Genomic DNA, 14,165 nt, shown 5'->3' on the forward strand with positions numbered 1-14,165 from the left:
ATATGCGACGATCGATGTGATGAAGTATGACTCGCTGTCCGCGCAGGTGGCATCGCACCTCCCCCTGCTCGCCGCCCTGCGGGAGACGAGGAACGTCACACGCACGGCGGAGCTGCTGGGCGTCCCGCAGCCGACGGTCAGCCGACGGCTGGCGGCGCTGGCCGACGCGCTGGGAGCACCGCTGACAGTGCCCGACGGCCGCGGCATCCGGCTCACCCGCGCGGCGGAGCTGCTGGCCGAGGCGGCCGAGCGGGGCCTGGCGGCCGTCGAAACCGGCGTCCGGCTGGCCCGCGAAGAGGTCGCACCGGAGTCGGGGCACGTCGTGCTCGGGTTCCTGCACCTGCTCGGGAGGTCGCTGGTGCCGTCGTTGCTGGCCGGGCACCGGGCGCGGCACCCGGGCGTGCGGTTCACGCTGGTCCAGGGCTCGCGGCAGGAGATGATCGACCGGCTCGTCGGCGGCGAGCTGGACCTCGCGTTGCTGGCGCCGCTGCCCGCGGTGTCGTCGCTGGAGTCGGCGGGCCTGGTCCAGGAGGAGATCCTGCTGTCGGTCCCGGCGGGCCACCACCTCGCGGGCCGGGAGTCGGTGCGCGTGGCGGAGCTGGCCGAGGAGGAGTTCGTGCTGCTGGAGCAGGGTTACGGCGTCCGGACACTCACGGACGAGCTGTGCGCGGCGGCGGGCTTCACACCGCGGATCGCGTTCGAGGGCCAGGAGTCGGACACGGTGCGCGGCCTCGTGGCGGCCGGGCTGGGCGTCGCCCTGCTGCCGCGGTTCGGGCCGGGGACGCCCGCGGGGGTCGCCGAAGTGCCGCTGTCGCCGACGCCGTACCGGACCATCGGGCTCGCTTGGCGCGCGGACGAGCCGATGACGCCCGCGGTCACCGGCTTCCGCGCGCACGTCCTGGCGACGCGCTCCTAGCCGCGCTCGTCGTACGCCGCCCGGGCCGCGTCGATCTGCGGCATGTGCCGGACGCTCCACTCCAGCAACGGCGCCGCCGCCTCGCGCAGCGTGCGGCCCATCGGGGTCAGCTCGTAGCTCACATGCGGGGGCATCACCGCGTGGACCGTGCGCGTCAAGAGGCCGTCGCGTTCCAAGTCGCGCAGGGTCACCGTGAGCATGCGCTGGCTGATCCCGTCGACCGCTCGCTTGAGCTCGGTGAAGCGCAGCGGCCCGTCCTTGAGCATGCGGACCACCAGCAGCGCCCACTTGTCCCCGACGATGTCGAGCACCGCTCGGGTCCGGCACACGTCCTGCACGGTCACCTCCAGAGAACCGGGGCACCAGAAAGTGCCTTATTGCCTGGTCCGGGTCAAGTCGATCACGATGGTTACCGAATGGTACCGAGGCACTGATAGGAACCGGAGTGGGTATGTCGACGTTTCTGCTGGTACACGGCGCTTGGCACAGCGGGCGGTGCTGGGACCGGGTGGTCCCGTTGCTCGAATCGGCGGGGCACCGGGTGTTCGCGCCGTCCCTGACCGGCTACGGCGAGAAGGCGCACCTGCTGAGCCCCGACGTCGGGCTCGACACGCACGTCGACGACGTCGCGCGCCTGGCCGAGACGCTCGACGACGTCGTGCTCGTCGGCCACAGCTACGCGGGGCTGGTCATCTCGTCGGTGGCCAACCGGCTCCCGGACCGGATCGCGCACCTCGTCTACCTCGACGCGATGGTCCCCGAAGACGGCGAAACCGCGGTGGACGTCCTGCCCTTCACCAAGCAGCTCATCGACGACGCCGTCGACGGCTGGCGAGTCCCGCCGCTGCCGGAACTGCCGCCGCCGCTCGGCCTGTTCGGCGTCACCGATCCCGAGGACGTCGCCTGGCTGCGGTCGATGCTTTCGGACCAGCCCGTGAACTGCCTCCGGCAGCCCGTGCACCTGGACAACCCGGCAGTGCGCGCGATCCCGCAGACGCACATCCACTGCGTCGCCGGGCGGCCGGAAGGCATCACGCGTCGGCCCGTTCCGGCGACCGCGCGCCTGCGCGAGCTGCCGACCGGCCACGACTGCATGATCACCATGCCCGCCGAACTGGCCGGACTGCTCGTCGAGGCGGCTCAGGCCAGTGAGGCCGCCAGCTCCACCAGCGTCCGGGCCGCGAACCCCGTCGCGCCCGGGACGACGTCGTCGTAGTTCTTCTCCGACCGCGCCGGGCCCGCGATGTCCAGGTGCGCCCACGGCAGCCCCGCCGTGAACTCGCGCAAGAACAGCGCCGCCGTGATGCCGCCCGGCCCCGCCGGCGTCTGGCGGACGTCACCGAACTCGCCGCGCACGTTCTCCGCGTAGTCCTCCACCAGCGGCATCCGCCACCACGCCTCGCCCACGCGGGCACCCGCTTCGGCGACCAGAGCCGCCAGGGCGTCGTCCGAAGCGAACAGCCCGCCCGTGCGCAGGCCGAGGGACACCTTCATCGCGCCGGTCAGCGTCGCCGCGTCGACGACGTAGTCCGGGCTGAACCGCTTGATCCCGTACACCAGCGCGTCGGCCATCACCATGCGGCCTTCCGCGTCGGTGTTCGCGACCTCGGTCGTCTTGCCGCCGTAGTGGCGGACGATGTCGCCGGGCCGGTACGCCGAGCCCGACACGTGGTTCTCCGCCGCCGGGACCAGGGCCGTCACGCGGATCGGCAGCCCCAGCGCCGCGATCGCGCGGACCGCCGCGATCACCGCCGCGCCGCCCGCCATGTCCGTGCGCATCAGGTGCATGCCGTCGGCCGGCTTGATCGACAGGCCGCCCGTGTCGAACGTGATGCCCTTGCCGACCAGCAGCAGGTGCCGGGAAGCCCCCGACGGCCGGTAGGCCAGCTCGATCAGCCGCGGCGGCCGGTCGGAGCCGCCGCCGACCGCCAGCACGCCGCCGAACCCCTGCGTGGTGAGCCACTTCTCGTCCCGCACCGTCACCTCGACGCGCGGGCCGGCCACGCGGGCCGCGGTGTCCGCGAGCCAGGCCGGGGTCTTCACGTTGGACGGCGTGTTCGCGAGGTCGCGGGTCAGCGCCGTCGCCGCGGCCAGCGCCGTGGCGCGCTCGACCAGCGCGGGCACCGCCGGGTCCGCCGACACCAGCCGCACGGTCCGCACCGACGGCTTCGGGTCGTCGCCGGAGACCTGGTACCGGTAGCCGCCGAGCAGCAGGCCCAGCGTCAGGTCGGTGACGTGCTCGCCGGACGCTTCCTCGGGCAGCTCCAGCTGCACCGCGCGGAACGCCTTGCCGCCGTTGTCGACGTCTTCGGCCAGCGACGCGTTGATCGCGCGGGCCAGCGCCGCGCCCGTCTTGCGGTAGCCCTTCGGCTCGCCCTCGCCGAGGCCGGCGACCCAGCGGGGGCCGTCACCGGGCACCGTCTGGACGTCGCCCGCCTTGCCCGTGATCCGGACGCCCTCGATCTCCAGCGGCTCGACGTCATCGTTGTCGGGAGCGGCCACGAGCCGAGCCGTCGGGACGCCGCGACGCAGGGAGTCCGCGACCTCGATGTCGAGCAGGTTCGTCGGAACGGGGGGTAGCGGATTACGCACAGTGAGCAACCTTCGGGCGCAGAGGAACCGCGACCCCGGCCTCCGAAGGGAGACCGGGGTGCGACGGAAGGACGGTTCGGGAGGGCTGGGTCAGCCGGTGACCTCCGCCAGTGCGGCGCCGAGGTCCTTCGCTTCCTCCGCGGAGAGTTCGACGACGAGTCGCCCACCGCCCTCGAGCGGTACGCGCATCACGAGGCCCCGCCCCTCCTTAGTCACTTCGAGGGGACCATCTCCGGTCCGGGGCTTCATGGCCGCCATAGCGTGCTCCCTCCGTCTCAACCGGCGCGCCCGGGTCGCGCTCGCGTGAAAGCCAGCCGGGTCTGGTGTCCATTGTCCCTCATCAGCGGCCGGGCGCATCAGCGGACCGATCTTTTGCCGTCGTATCGGTGCTGGTATGCGGCTCGCACGGAATGAAAGACTGTCGGACGACCGATGTTTCCGCGCAAGGAGAAGACGTGACCACATCCGACGTCCTGGTGACCGCCGACGCCGACGGGGTGCGCACCCTCACCCTCAACCGGCCGCAGGCGTACAACTCGCTGACCGTCGAGCTCAAGGAAGCACTGCTCGCGGGCCTGCGCGGGGCGGCGGAGGACGAAGCCGTCCGCGCGGTCGTGCTGACCGGTTCGGGCAAGGCGTTCTGCGCCGGCCAGGACCTGAAGGAGCACGTGGGGCTGCTGCAGGCGGGTGACCCCGCTCCGCTACAGACGGTGAAGGAGCACTACAACCCGATCGTCAAGGCGATCGTGGAGATGCCGAAGCCGGTGATCGCCGCGATCAACGGCACCGCCGCCGGTGCCGGGGCCGCCTTCGCCTACGCCAGCGACCTGCGGATCGCGGCCGAGTCGTCGTCGTTCCTGATGGCCTTCGCCAACGTCGGGCTCGGCCCGGACTCGGGCGCGTCGTGGACGCTGCAGCGGCTGGTCGGCTACGGCCGGGCCGCGGAGCTGATGCTGCTGGCCCGCAACGTCGACGCCGCCGAGGCACTTCGGCTCGGCCTGGTCGGCGAGGTCGTGCCGGACGAGGAGCTGCCCGCGCGCGCCCAGAAGGTCGCGGCGAAGCTCGCGGCCGGGCCGACGGTGGCCTACGCGAAGATCAAGAGCGTGCTGAACCTGGCCGCCCAGTCGACGTTCGACGAGGCCCTCGAGGCCGAGGACGCCGCCCAGACCGCGCTCGGCGCGACCGCCGACCACACCGAAGCGGTGGAGGCGTTCGTCAGCAAGCGCAAGCCGGACTTCCAGGGCAAGTGAGCTGAAGGGGACTTTCCTGGCATCTGATGCGAGGAAAGTCCCCTTCAGCGCGTCACATGCACTGAACGTCCCCTTCAGCCCGCGCGGAAGCAGCCCTCGACGTGGTCGTCGACCATGCCCGTCGCCTGCATCAGGGCGTAGCACGTCGTCGGGCCCAGGAAGACGAAGCCGCGCTTCTTCAGCTCCTTCGCCATCGCCTTCGACTCGTCCGTGATGGCCGGGACGTCGGCCATCGTCGCGGGCCGCTTGTGCGATGAAGGCGCGAACGACCACAAGAGGTCGTCCAAGGGCGTGTCCAGGGAAGCGATCGCCTGCGCGTTCTTGATCGCGGCGAGGATCTTCGCCCGGTTCCGGACGATCGACGCGTCCTGCATCAGCCGCTCGACGTCCGCGTCGCCGAACTTCGCCACCTTCGCCGGCTTGAACCGCTTGAACGCCTTCCGGAAGCCTTCGCGCTTGCGCAGGATCGTGATCCACGACAGGCCCGACTGGAACGACTCGAGGCACAGCCGCTCGTACAGCTCGTCCTGCCCGTGGAGCGGCACGCCCCACTCCTCGTCGTGGTAGGCCACGTAGTCCGGGGTCGAATTGCCCCAGCTGCACCGCGCGACGCCGTCGGCGCCGAGAAGCTCACTCATCCCCACCCACCGAATAGTTCTCCGCGAACCGCGCGAACCGCCGCAGCGACTGGCGCACCCCCAGCGCGAACGCCGGCCGCACCACCGGCCAGCTGAGCCGCCCCAGCGGCCCGAACGGCAGCCGCAGGTGCTCGGCCCAGACGAACGTCGAGCGCGTCGCGCCCTTCGGGACCACCTGGAACACGCCGGTGCCCTGCACGAAGCTGCCGAGGTGGCGGACCGCGCACCGCACCGGCGGCTCCCAGCTGGTGATCTCCATGGTGTCGGTGAAGCCGATCCCGGCCACCCCGGTGAACGCCGACAGCCGCGAGCCGACGCTGCGGCCGTTGCCCTCGACGACCTCGACCTCGGTGCCGAGCATCCACTCGCCCTGGCGGGCCCAGTCGGTCAGCGCGAGCCAGACCGTGCCGGCCGGGGCGCGGACGTCGACCGAGAGCACCAGGTCCGTCACTGAGCGCCTTCCGGCGAGCTCTCCCGCTCGCGTTCGCGCTGCTCCAGCTCGGCGACGCGGGCGCGCAGCTCGTCGAGCTCGACGCCGAGGCGCCGCATCACCCAGTCCACTTCGGACATCTTGTAGCCGCGCAGCACCAGCTGGAAGCGGACCTCGTTCAGGTCCTCGCCGGTGATGTCCTCGGCGGGCAGCCGCGTGGGCGAGCTGCCCGGCGGCAGCGGGGCGAAGCTCCTCACCCCGGCCGAACACGACCGCGGCGAGCAGGAACACCACGGCGGCCACCAGCAGCATGACTACGAGGTAGATCAGCGCGGTCGTCACGCGACGATCGTGGCATACCCACCCCAGGATCGTCGCGCGAGCACGACGAGCCGGACCGAAAGCAGCACCCAGGCGACCATCAGCAGGGCGCACGGGACGCTCAGGAACAGCCTCGAGGCGTCGACGACGCCGGTCGCGCCGATCAGCAGCCCGACGGAGGCGAGGTTGACGCCGACGGCGACGGCGATGAGCACGCCGCAGAACCGGGCGAGCCGGACGCCGTCGAGGCGGCGGCTGAGCCAGCGGGTGCCGAGCAGGGCGAGCAGCCCGATCACGGGCACGATGAACACGGCGCCGTGGGAGGCGTGCGCGACGACCTTGTACCAGTCGGGAGTCGGCGTCGAGAGCTTCGTCCACTCGCCGAAGGTGAGGATCCGCGCATAATCCCACGACACCTGCATCAACGGGACGCCGATGACGAGCTTCCACAGCGTGCGGACGCCGCTGAGCATGCCGAGCTCGGCCTGGTAGTCGCGGGCGACGACGGCCGCCGGCCCGAAGTCGGCGACGGCGCGGCGTTCGGCGTCCTCGTCGGTCCAGCCGCCGGCCCGGTAGGCGTCGGCGGCGTCGTGCAGGCCGTCGCGGGCCTCTTCGAGGAGGTCGGCCTTGAACCGGCCGCAGCCGTGCAGCCGCCGGTCGAGCTTCCTGGATGTATCCGTCGATCACGCGCGCCCCTCCAGCACTCCCCCGATGACCGTAGTGAACTCCCGCCACTCGGCGCGTTCGGCCGCGAGCGCCTGCTGGCCGGAGCGGGTGAGCCGGTAGGTACGCCGTTTGCGGCCGGACACCACGTCCCACTCGCTGGCGAGCCAGCCGGCCCGCTCGAGCCGGCGCAGCGCCGGGTAGACGGTGCCGGTCGGCAGGTCGAGCGCGCCGTCGCTACGCAGCTGGAGCGCCTCGATGATCGCGTAGCCGTGGAGCTTGCGGCCGTCGAGCACGGCCAGCAGCAACGCGTCGAGGTGCCCGCGCAAGGTGTCCGCCTTCATAGGTACGCAGTCTACGCATCCCACCCCGGAGAGGCTATTGCCGCGGCACCACGAGGGCACCCGGGGATTTCCCGGAGATGACCCGGATCTCATGGATTTGGTGGCTACATGTAGCCAGCCTACGTATATAGTCGGGCGCCATGGACGCACTCCCGGTCGCGAGACTCCAGTTCGCGACGACGACATCGCTGCACTTCCTGTTCGTGCTGCTCACACTGGGGTTGGTCACGCTGGTGGCCGTGATGCAGACGCGCTGGGCGCTCGGCGGCAAGCCCGAGCTGCTGCGGATGACCCGCTTCTGGGGCCGCCTGTACGTGATCAATTACGCGCTGGGCATCGTGACCGGAATCGTGATGGAATTCCAGTTCGGGCTGACCTGGACCGGCCTTTCCACGTTCGCGGGCGACGTCTTCGGCGCGCCGCTGGCCATTGAGACGCTGGTCGCGTTCTTCCTCGAGTCGACCTTCCTCGGCCTGTGGATCTTCGGCTTCGGGCGGATGCCCGAGTGGCTGCACCTGACGCTGATCTGGCTGGTCACGCTGACCGCGTACGCGTCGGCGCTGTTCATCATGCTGGCCAACTCGTTCCTGCAGAACCCGGTCGGCAGCCGCATCGAGAACGGGACGCTGCACCTCGACGACTTCGGCGCGCTGTTCTCGAACCCGGCGCTGGTCGCTTCGCTCCCGCACGTGGTGAGCGCGGCCATCCTGACCGGCGGGTTCTTCGTCGTCGGCGTCAGCGCCTACCACTTCCTCAAGCGCACGCCCGAGGTCGAGTTCTTCCGCCGGTCGATGCGGCTCGGCGTGGTCGCCGCCCTCATCGGCTCGATCTTCGTGGTCAACCAGGGCTTCGCGCAGTTCGGCAAGCTCAAGGCGTACCAACCGGACAAGCTGCAGGAAACCGCGGTGGGCGCGCCGCTCGGGGCGATGATCACGCTCGGGTTCGTCATGTTCCTCTGCGCGATCCTCGGCACGCTGCTGCTGTTCCGGAACTGGGTCACGAAAGCGCGGTTCCTGCACTACCTGATGGTCGCGGCGATCCCGCTGCCGTTCGCGGCGGCGATCATGGGCTGGCTGGTGCGCGAGCTCGGCCGCCAGCCGTGGCTGGTCTGGGGGAAGCTGCGCACCGCCGACGCGATCGCGGACGTCCCGGCCGGCCAGATCCTGTTCTCCTTCATCGCTTTCTCGCTGCTGTTCGCCGCGCTCGCGGTGGCCGACTGGGTGCTCATGGCGCGGGTCGCCAAGCGCGGCCCGGAGCCGGTCGAAGAGCCGGCCGAGCGGCCCGTCCTGAGCGGAGTCTGACCGTGGTGACCATCTGGTGGTGCGTGCTCGGCCTGCTGACCTGCGGGTACTTCGCGCTGGCCGGCTACGACTACGGCGTCGGCATGCTGCTGCCCGCGTTCGAGGCCGACGAGCGGAAGCGGCGGCAGACGCTCGGCGCGCTCGGGCCGTTCTTCCTGGCCAACGAGGTGTGGCTGGTGGCCGCGGTCGGGCTGTTGTTCGGCGCGTTCCCGCACCTGGAGGGCAAGGTGTTCGCCGGGGCGTACGTGCTGGTCGTGACGCTGCTGCTCGGGCTGGTGACGTTCACGGCGTCGATGCAGCTGCGCAGCCGCCGCCCGGACGCGCCCCGCGGCGCCTGGACGGCGGGCATCGTCGGCGGCGCGCTGGTGACGGCGTTGTCGTGGGGGCTGTTCCTCGGCAACCTGGTCGTCGGCCTGCCCCTGGACGCCGACGGTTCGCCGTCCGGGGACGTACTGGCGCTGTTCACGCCGTACGCCGTGTTGTGGGGGCTCGGGTTCGTCGCCCTGTTCTGCTTGCAGGGCGCGGTGTTCCTCGCGGTGCGGGCGCCGGCCGAGCTGACCGGCCGCGCGGTGCGGCTGGCACGGGCCTTCTCGGGGCCGGTCCTGGCATTCCTGGTGATCGCGACGGCGTGGGGGTTCTTCGCCCTCGACGGCGTGACGGCGCTCGGCGTGGGGGCGGTCGTGCTGGCGTTCGCCGCGTTCGCCGTCACCCACTTCGGCTTGGTGGCGCGCCGGTACCGGGTGTCGCTGGTCGGCGCGATGGTGCTCGCGGCGTGCCCGGCACTGCTCGTCGGCACGCTGCGGTTTCCGACCGTGCTGGTCTCGTCGGGCTACGCGCTGACGGTGGACCAGGCGGCGACGGCATCGGGGACGTTCTCGGTGCTGGCGTGGTTCGCGCCGCCGTCGGTCCTGGTGCTGCTGGTGGTCCAGTGGCTGACGTGGCGCGCGCACCGGCGTCCGGTCGACCAGCGTTCGCTGCTGCACTTCTAGGGGGACGTCGTGCCTGCGCTGCCCGGACTCCGGCCGTACCTGGTGGTTTTGACGTTGTTGGGCGTGGCCTCGGCGGTCGCCGTGCTGCTCCAGGCCGAGGGGCTCGCGACCTTGCTCACTGGCGGTGGTGTCTCACTGTTCCTGGTCGTGGCGATCGCGTCGCGGGTCGTGCTCGCGTTCTCGCATTCCGTCCTGAGTGGACGGTTCGCGGCGGCCGTGCGCGGCGGCCTGCGGCGCCGGTTGCTCGACTCACGCGCCGACCGCGCGGGCGTCGTCGCGACGCAGGTGACGCGCGGGGTCGACGCCACCGACAGCTACCTGACGGGGTACCTGCCGTCACTGGTGGTGTCGGTCGTGGTGCCGATCGCGGTAGTGGTGCGGCTCTTCACGACGGACGTGACGTCGGCGGTGGTGGTCCTGGCGACATTGCCGCTGATCCCGGTGTTCGCGATCCTGGTCGGCAAGCACACGGCGGCGCGGACCGCCCGGCAGTGGGGCCTGCTCCTGCGGCTCGGCGGGCACTTCCTCGACGTCGTCCGCGGGCTCGGGACGCTCAAGGTGTTCGGCCGGGCTTCGGCGCAGGCTCGTTCGGTTCAAGCCATGGCCGACGCGCATGCCGACGCCACCATGAAGACGTTGCGGGTGGCGTTCCTGTCGTCGCTGGTGCTGGAGCTGGTCGCGACGCTTTCGGTGGCGCTGGTGGCCGTGCCGATCGGGTTCCGGCTGCTCTCCGGAGGTCTCGACGCGCGGACCGCGTTGCTGATCCTCGTCCTGGCGCCGGAGGCGTACTTGCCGCTGCGGGCCGCGGGCGCGAAGTTCCACGCGGCGGCCGAGGGGTTGACGGCGTTGCGGGAGGCGCTCGCGGTGCCGGTGGTCCCTTCGCTCTCCGGGGCCCGGTGCCGTCGCCGGGGCGCTCCTTCGCTGGTTCTCGAACGCGTTTCGGTCTCTTACGACGGGGTTCCGGCTTTGTCCGATGTGGACTTGTCGGTGCCCGCCGGTTCGCGGGTCGCCTTGGTGGGGCCGAGCGGGTCCGGGAAGAGCACCTTGCTGGCCGTGCTGCTCGGGTTCGTGACGCCGTCTTCGGGGCGGGTGCTGGTCGACGGGGTGGACCTGCGGACGTTGTCGCCCGCCGACTGGCTGGCCGACGTCGCCTGGGTCCCGCAGCGGCCCACGTTGTTCCGGGGGTCGTTGGAGTCGAACATCGCCTTGGGTGTTTCCGCGGATGTTCCCGCCGCGGCGCGGGCGGCGGCTTTGGACTCGGTGGCCGGTGGGTTGCCTTCGGGGTACGGGACGCCGGTGGGAGAGCTGGGTGAGGTCCTGTCGGCCGGTCAGCGGCAGCGGGTCGGGTTGGCGCGGGCGTTGGCCCGGACTTCAGCTGGGTTGGTGTTGCTGGACGAGCCGACCGCTCGGCTGGATTCGCGTACCGAGGCGGCGGTTCTTTCGGCTACCCGGCGGATGTTGCCCGGGCGGACCGCTGTCTTGGTCGCTCATCGTCCGGCGATGGTTTCGCTCGCCGAGCGGGTCGTGTCGCTGCGGGACGGGCGCGTTTGTGCGGAGGTGGCCGCGTGAACCTCTGGGCCGTGTCGAAAAAGGACACTATCCGCCTGCTCCGCGCCGCGCTCCTCGGCGCCGGGGCCGAACTCGCCGCCCTCGCCCTCATGGCCACCGCCGCCTGGCTGCTGCTCCGCGCCGCCGAACGGCCGCCGCTCGCCGCGCTCACCGTCGCCATCGTCGCCGTCCGGGCCCTCGCCCTCCTCCGCGGCGGCCTCCGGTACGCCGAACGCCTCGCCGGGCACGAAGTCGTCCTGCGGTGGCTCAGCCTCCTCCGCACCCGCGTCTACCAGGCCCTCGTCCCCGGGACCCGGTTCTCCGGCGGGGACCTCGTCACCCGGCTCGTGTCCGACGTGGACGCTCTGCAGGACGCCGTCCTGCGGTGGCTGCTGCCCGCGGGTGTCGCCACCATCGTCGGGGCCACCGCGGTCGCGGTCACCGCCACCGCCTCCGTGGCCGCCGCCGGGGCGCTCGCCGTCGGGTTGCTCGTCGCCGGGGTCCTGCTGCCCTGGTGCGTCGTCCGGGTCACCGCCCGCGCCGCCGCCGAGAACGCCCCGAAACGCGCTGAGCTGGCCGAACGTGCCGTCGAACTCGTCACCGGGCACTGGGAACTCGTCGCCGCGGGCGCGCTCGACGAACACCGCGCCCGGGCCGCGGACGTCGTCGGCCACCTCGAAGACAGCGATCGGAAGGCCTCGGGCCAGACGGCGTTACTGAGCGCCGCCGGGGTGCTCGTCCAGCTGCTCACCACCGTCGCCGTCGCACTGCTCGCGCACGCCTCCGTGCCGTGGACCGCCGCGCTCACCCTCGCCGCGCTCACGACCTTCGAGGTCGTCCTCCCCCTGGTCGGCGCCGCCAAACGGGTTCCCGAGATCCGCGAATCGGCCGCGCGCGTCCGGGCCGTGCTCGCCGAACCGACCCCAGCGGAAGGCACCCGGCACGCGGAGCACGGGCACTTCCGGTTGCGCCGAGCGACCGTCCGGTACCCGGGCCGCGCCCCCGCCCTCCAGGACGTCGACCTCGACCTCCCGCCCGGCAAGCGCGTCGGGATCCTCGGGCCCAGCGGCGCCGGGAAGACCACGCTCCTCCGGCTGCTCCTCGGCTTCGAGAGGCCGACGTCCGGCAGCGTCACCCTCGACGGCCACCCGCTCGCCGAGTACGCCGACCTGCCGAAGACCATCTCGGGCGCCGAAGCCGACGCCCACGTCTTCCACACGACCGTCCGCGAGAACCTCGCCCTGGCCAAGCCGGACGCCACCGACGAGGAGCTGCGGCAAGCCTGCGAGACCGCCGGGTTCGACCTCGATCTCGACCGCGAAACCGGCCCGGACGGCGAGCACCTCTCCGGCGGTCAGCGGCAGCGGCTCGTCCTGGCGCGCGCGGTGCTCGCGGCCCCGGACGTCCTCGTGCTCGACGAACCCGTCGAAGGCCTCGACCCCGCCCACGGCGACGCCGTCCTCAAGCGGGTCCTGGACGCCGCGAAAGGCACCGTCGTCCTCGTCACCCACCGGCCCGAGCACCTCGACGGCTTCGACGAGGTCCTCACCCTCGAGGACGGGCGAGCACTTCCCGCATCGGCGGGCGGTCCGCGACCCGGACGTCCGTGACGTCCGGCAGCCACTCCTCGTCGACCTGGACGAACTGCGTCAGCGGCGCGTCCGCCGCCGGGACACCGCAGCGCGCCAGCGCCGTGCCGAGGATCTGGCGGGACATCACGCCCAGCTGCAGCAGGGACCGGTTCCGGTGCTTGCGGACGCCGAGGTTGACCTGCGCCAGGCCGTCGAGGCCGTAGCGCGCCTCGGCGTCGAGCAGCAGCCCGATCTCGACGCCGTACCCGGCCGCGAACGGCACCGATTCGAGGAACTCGCGCGTGCCCGCGTACTCGCCGCCGAGGGGCTGGATCAGCCCGCCGAGCGACGGGCGCAACGCCGAGAGCACCGGCCGCGCCAGCAGCTCGGTGACGCGGCCGCCGCCGCTGCTCTCCAGCCGCAGCGGGCGGCGGTAGAAGCCCTTGACCAGGTGCACGCCCGGCTCGGTGACCAGCGGGCCGAGCAGCGACGGCACGAACGCCGGGTCCGGGTCGACCAGGTCGGAGTCGAGGTACACGACGAAGTCGCCGCTGGTCGCGGCCAGCGAGCGCCACAGCACCTCGCCCTTGCCGGGCACCGGCGGCAGGTCCGGCAGGACGTCCTCGCGGCGGACCACGCGCGCGCCCGCGGCCTCGGCGGTTCGCGCCGTGGCGTCCGTGGAACCCGAGTCCACGACGACGAGCTCGTCGACGACCGAGCCGACGAGCGGGCGGACCGACGCGACGACGTCGCCCACGGTCCGCTCTTCGTCCAGCGCCGGTAGCACGACCGAAACCGTCCGGTCACCCTTCGCGGTCACGATGGCCTCGGGCGTCCACCCGGGCTCCTGCCACGTACGCCGCTCGAACCAACTCACGGGTAACGATCGTGCCATGCTGGTGGCACCGCACCGAAGAGGAGGACCACTTGATCGCGCTGCTTGTCCGGTTCGTGCTGGGCCCGCTGGCCAGGGCGGTGTACCGGCCCGAGGTGCGTGGCGTGGAGAACGTCCCGCTCACCGGCCCGGTGCTGCTGGCGGCCAACCACCGCGCCGCCCTCGACACCGGCGTGATCACGTTCGCGACCCCGCGGCAGGTCAAGTTCCTCGGCAAGGCGGAGTACTTCGTCGGCAAGGGCGTCAAGGGCAAGCTGCTGGCGGGCTTCCTCGGCGGCCTCGGCTACGTCCCGGTCGAGCGCGGCAACGCCCAGGCCGGGCTCGCGGCCCTGGAGGCGGCCCGCAAGGTGCTCGACGCGGGCGGTGTCTTCGCGATCTACCCGGAGGGCACGCGCTCCCTCGACGGCAGGCTGCACCGCGGCCACACGGGTGTCGCGGCGCTCGCGCTGGCGACGGGGGCGAAGGTGGTGCCGGTCGCGTTGACCGGCACCGAGGGCCTCCAGCCGAAGGGCGCGAAGATCCCGCGTCTGGCGAAGATCGGCATCACGTTCGGCAAGCCGCTGGACTTCTCGCGTTACGAGGGCCAGGACTACTCCCCGGCGATCCGGCGCTCGGTGACCGACGAGGTCATGTACGCGATCCTGGAGATCTCCGGGCAGGAGTACGTGGACACCTACCACAAGCGGCCCAGCGAGGACGTCGCCTGA

At 72.0% G+C, this 14,165-nt stretch carries 15 protein-coding genes and 2 pseudogenes; 8 read left to right on the plus strand and 9 right to left on the minus strand.

The genetic code is table 11. The annotated features are described in order from the left end of the window. Positions 1 to 19: 19 nt before the first annotated feature. The gene (locus tag QP939_RS07230; protein ID WP_285455800.1) at positions 20 to 916 is read left to right on the plus strand and encodes a LysR family transcriptional regulator; all 897 of its coding nucleotides are present in this window, start codon (positions 20 to 22) and stop codon (positions 914 to 916) included. On the opposite strand, the gene QP939_RS07235 is transcribed toward QP939_RS07230, so the two are convergent. Next, positions 913 to 1,245 carry a winged helix-turn-helix transcriptional regulator gene (locus QP939_RS07235; RefSeq protein WP_285455802.1) on the minus strand — a complete coding sequence of 111 codons (333 nt, stop codon included), beginning with the start codon at positions 1,243 to 1,245 and terminating at the stop codon, positions 913 to 915. The two genes, QP939_RS07230 and QP939_RS07235, sit on opposite strands and share 4 nt — an antisense overlap. 122 nt (positions 1,246 to 1,367) lie before the next feature. Here QP939_RS07235 and QP939_RS07240 point away from each other — a divergent pair, with 122 nt between their 5' ends. Next, a complete protein-coding gene (locus QP939_RS07240; protein ID WP_285455803.1) occupies positions 1,368 to 2,132 on the plus strand; it encodes an alpha/beta fold hydrolase in 765 nt (254 codons plus the stop codon). On the opposite strand, the gene QP939_RS07245 is transcribed toward QP939_RS07240, so the two are convergent. Continuing rightward, the gene (locus tag QP939_RS07245; protein ID WP_285455805.1) at positions 2,057 to 3,508 is read right to left on the minus strand and encodes a leucyl aminopeptidase family protein; all 1,452 of its coding nucleotides are present in this window, start codon (positions 3,506 to 3,508) and stop codon (positions 2,057 to 2,059) included. The genes QP939_RS07240 and QP939_RS07245 overlap by 76 nt on opposite strands. Before the next feature lie 90 nt (positions 3,509 to 3,598). Continuing rightward, on the minus strand, positions 3,599 to 3,766 hold the full coding sequence (locus QP939_RS07250; RefSeq protein WP_013222969.1) for a DUF3117 domain-containing protein: 168 nt from the start codon (positions 3,764 to 3,766) through the stop codon (positions 3,599 to 3,601). 197 nt (positions 3,767 to 3,963) lie between these two features. On the opposite strand from QP939_RS07250, the gene QP939_RS07255 reads away from it, so the two are divergent. Continuing rightward, positions 3,964 to 4,758: an enoyl-CoA hydratase-related protein gene (locus tag QP939_RS07255; protein WP_285455806.1), complete on the plus strand. Its 795-nt coding sequence runs from the start codon at positions 3,964 to 3,966 to the stop codon at positions 4,756 to 4,758. A 74-nt stretch (positions 4,759 to 4,832) separates the two neighbouring features. Here the strand turns inward: QP939_RS07255 and QP939_RS07260 are convergent, their stop codons facing one another. The 5 genes and pseudogenes from QP939_RS07260 to QP939_RS07280 form a co-directional block, all read right to left on the minus strand. Continuing rightward, positions 4,833 to 5,396 carry a DNA-3-methyladenine glycosylase I gene (locus tag QP939_RS07260; protein ID WP_285455807.1) on the minus strand — a complete coding sequence of 188 codons (564 nt, stop codon included), beginning with the start codon at positions 5,394 to 5,396 and terminating at the stop codon, positions 4,833 to 4,835. Then, on the minus strand, positions 5,389 to 5,847 hold the full coding sequence (locus QP939_RS07265; protein WP_285455808.1) for an SRPBCC family protein: 459 nt from the start codon (positions 5,845 to 5,847) through the stop codon (positions 5,389 to 5,391). The genes QP939_RS07260 and QP939_RS07265 overlap by 8 nt, the downstream gene beginning before the upstream one ends. Beyond that, positions 5,844 to 6,168 (minus strand): annotated as a pseudogene (locus tag QP939_RS07270) (DivIVA domain-containing protein). The gene QP939_RS07265 and the pseudogene QP939_RS07270 overlap by 4 nt, the downstream one beginning before the upstream one ends. After that, positions 6,165 to 6,834 (minus strand): annotated as a pseudogene (locus QP939_RS07275) (permease prefix domain 1-containing protein). Before QP939_RS07275 ends, QP939_RS07270 begins: the two co-directional pseudogenes overlap by 4 nt. Beyond that, the gene (locus tag QP939_RS07280) at positions 6,831 to 7,154 is read right to left on the minus strand and encodes a helix-turn-helix transcriptional regulator (RefSeq protein ID WP_285455809.1); all 324 of its coding nucleotides are present in this window, start codon (positions 7,152 to 7,154) and stop codon (positions 6,831 to 6,833) included. The pseudogene QP939_RS07275 and the gene QP939_RS07280 overlap by 4 nt, the downstream one beginning before the upstream one ends. A gap of 140 nt (positions 7,155 to 7,294) precedes the next feature. On the opposite strand from QP939_RS07280, the gene QP939_RS07285 reads away from it, so the two are divergent. From QP939_RS07285 to cydC, 4 genes are read left to right on the plus strand one after another with little or no spacing between them, the layout of a single operon-like run. Next, entirely contained in the window at positions 7,295 to 8,455 is a 1,161-nt protein-coding gene (locus QP939_RS07285) for a cytochrome ubiquinol oxidase subunit I (RefSeq protein WP_285455810.1), read from the plus strand. Positions 8,456 to 8,457: 2 nt separating this feature from the next. Beyond that, positions 8,458 to 9,444: a cytochrome d ubiquinol oxidase subunit II gene (gene cydB / locus QP939_RS07290; RefSeq protein WP_285455812.1), complete on the plus strand. Its 987-nt coding sequence runs from the start codon at positions 8,458 to 8,460 to the stop codon at positions 9,442 to 9,444. Positions 9,445 to 9,453: 9 nt separating this feature from the next. Then, positions 9,454 to 11,013 (plus strand): thiol reductant ABC exporter subunit CydD, encoded by a 1,560-nt coding sequence (gene cydD / locus QP939_RS07295; RefSeq protein WP_285455813.1) that lies wholly within the window; start codon positions 9,454 to 9,456, stop codon positions 11,011 to 11,013. Continuing rightward, a complete protein-coding gene (gene cydC / locus QP939_RS07300; RefSeq protein WP_285455815.1) occupies positions 11,010 to 12,602 on the plus strand; it encodes a thiol reductant ABC exporter subunit CydC in 1,593 nt (530 codons plus the stop codon). Before cydD ends, cydC begins: the two co-directional genes overlap by 4 nt. Here the strand turns inward: cydC and QP939_RS07305 are convergent. After that, positions 12,538 to 13,440, minus strand: a complete 903-nt coding sequence (locus QP939_RS07305; RefSeq protein ID WP_285455816.1) for a glucosyl-3-phosphoglycerate synthase — start codon at positions 13,438 to 13,440, stop codon at positions 12,538 to 12,540. The genes cydC and QP939_RS07305 overlap by 65 nt on opposite strands. A 50-nt stretch (positions 13,441 to 13,490) precedes the next feature. On the opposite strand from QP939_RS07305, the gene QP939_RS07310 reads away from it, so the two are divergent. Beyond that, on the plus strand, positions 13,491 to 14,165 hold the full coding sequence (locus QP939_RS07310; protein ID WP_285455817.1) for a lysophospholipid acyltransferase family protein: 675 nt from the start codon (positions 13,491 to 13,493) through the stop codon (positions 14,163 to 14,165).

This window comes from Amycolatopsis nalaikhensis (assembly GCF_030264295.1).
In the GTDB taxonomy this organism is placed as follows: domain Bacteria; phylum Actinomycetota; class Actinomycetes; order Mycobacteriales; family Pseudonocardiaceae; genus Amycolatopsis; species Amycolatopsis nalaikhensis.

What these genes read in the sequence shown, in the direction of transcription:
- QP939_RS07230 (WP_285455800.1), top strand. Translation starts at nt 20, where the DNA reads ATGAAGTATGACTCGCTGTCCGCGCAGGTGGCATCGCACCTCCCCCTG.
- QP939_RS07240 (WP_285455803.1), top strand. Translation starts at nt 1,368, where the DNA reads ATGTCGACGTTTCTGCTGGTACACGGCGCTTGGCACAGCGGGCGGTGC.
- QP939_RS07250 (WP_013222969.1), bottom strand. Translation starts at nt 3,766, where the DNA reads ATGGCGGCCATGAAGCCCCGGACCGGAGATGGTCCCCTCGAAGTGACT.
- QP939_RS07260 (WP_285455807.1), bottom strand. Translation starts at nt 5,396, where the DNA reads ATGAGTGAGCTTCTCGGCGCCGACGGCGTCGCGCGGTGCAGCTGGGGC.
- QP939_RS07280 (WP_285455809.1), bottom strand. Translation starts at nt 7,154, where the DNA reads ATGAAGGCGGACACCTTGCGCGGGCACCTCGACGCGTTGCTGCTGGCC.
- QP939_RS07285 (WP_285455810.1), top strand. Translation starts at nt 7,295, where the DNA reads ATGGACGCACTCCCGGTCGCGAGACTCCAGTTCGCGACGACGACATCG.